Source organism: Pantoea sp. UBA5923, from assembly GCF_002431095.1.
In the GTDB taxonomy this organism is placed as follows: Bacteria; Pseudomonadota; Gammaproteobacteria; order Enterobacterales; family Enterobacteriaceae; genus Pantoea; species Pantoea piersonii.
In genome coordinates this window covers 2,684-4,059 of the sequence record NZ_DJDN01000011.1, presented here as the reverse complement: position 1 = coordinate 4,059, position 1,376 = coordinate 2,684, and the positions used below count along the sequence as shown (strand labels likewise).

At 57.6% G+C, this 1,376-nt stretch carries 2 protein-coding genes; both read right to left on the bottom strand.

Annotated features, from left to right (window positions below; all coding sequences use genetic code 11):
* A partial coding sequence (locus B3797_RS02450) for a catalase (RefSeq protein ID WP_311790280.1) occupies positions 1-402 on the bottom strand: 402 nt, incomplete at its 3' end.
* A gap of 162 nt (positions 403-564) precedes the next feature.
* Positions 565-1,305, bottom strand: coding sequence for a nitroreductase family protein (locus B3797_RS02445; protein WP_311790279.1), 741 nt, complete (start codon positions 1,303-1,305; stop codon positions 565-567).
* Positions 1,306-1,376 lie beyond the last annotated feature (71 nt).

Here is a 1,376-nt window from a genome sequence, read left to right as displayed (position 1 = left end):
GAAGACCGGCGTGTTGTTGCCCACCAGGTCGTAGTTGCCTTCGGTGGTATAAAACTTGAGGGCGAAACCGCGCGGATCGCGCCATGTATCCGGGCTGCCGCGCTCGCCCGCGACGGTAGAGAAGCGCAGCAGCACGTCAGTGCGCGTGCCGGGCTGGAACAGGGCGGCTTTGGTATATTTGCTGACGTCATCGGTCACGATAAAGTAGCCGAACGCACCACTGCCTTTCGCGTGCGGCTGGCGCTCCGGGATGCGTTCGCGGTTGAAATTCGCCATCTGCTCAATGAGATAGTGGTCATGCAATACCAGCGGGCCGTCAAGGCCGACCGACAGTGAATGTTCATCGCTGGCAACGGGAATGCCAGCATCCGTCGTTGTCGGTTTACGCTCATCATTGCTCATGGGTTCTCTCCATTTTTATAGGGATATAGCAATGATTAAGCGTAGTTAAGAATCCCATGTCTGCCGTAGCAGAATGCTGATGATTGCGAAAGGCGGAGATCGAAAAAAGAGCGAGCGCAGAGGAGGGCGACGCTCAGGCGGTATGCCTGAGCGCGGCGATAATTATTTGTCGGTGCCGAAGCCCTGTTTTTTCAGCGCGCCCAGCACGTGCGGGAAGTAGATGTTCTGATAATAGCCGCTGACGCTTTCGCTCCAGCTTTCGCCGTCGGAACGGCCGATATTCTGCCAGTGCTGCACCATCTCCTGATTGTAGCTGGCGATTTTCTCCGCCAGGCCTTCGCTGCGGTAGGTCTCTTCGTGACGGAAGGTCTCCAGCGGCAGACGCGGCTTCTGGTGCGACGGCTCATCGACATAGCCGATCACGACGCCCGCCACCGGGAAGGTGTATTCCGGCAGCTGCAGCAGCTCGATCAGCGCCTCAGGCTCGCGACGGATGCCGCCAATCGGCACAATGCCCAGGCCTTCCGCGCGCGCTGCAGCCATAACGGAGCCAAGCGCGATACCCACATCGGTAGAGCCGGAAACGATGCTCTCGATACTCTGCTGAGCGATCTGCTCGCGACCGATTGCCTCCATCGCTACGCGGGATTTATGCATATCCAGCACGAACGTCAGAAACACCGGCGCCTTAGCGATCCACGGCTGGCCACCGGCGATCCGCGAAATCTCTGCTCGTTTCGCTGCATCTCGGGTCACCACAACGGAAACCTGCTGCGAGTTGACTGACGTCGGCGCGCGGTAAGCGGTGCTGATAATGCGATCCAGAATCGCGTCGTCAACCGGTTGTTCAGTAAAGCTGCGTTCGCTTTTATGGCTGGTAAAAATATCAATTAGTGAATTCATGGATCCTCCAGATGTGGAGGCTAAGAGTAGCAGGTTCGGGCAGGGCCAGATTTAACCGCATTGGTCATTGC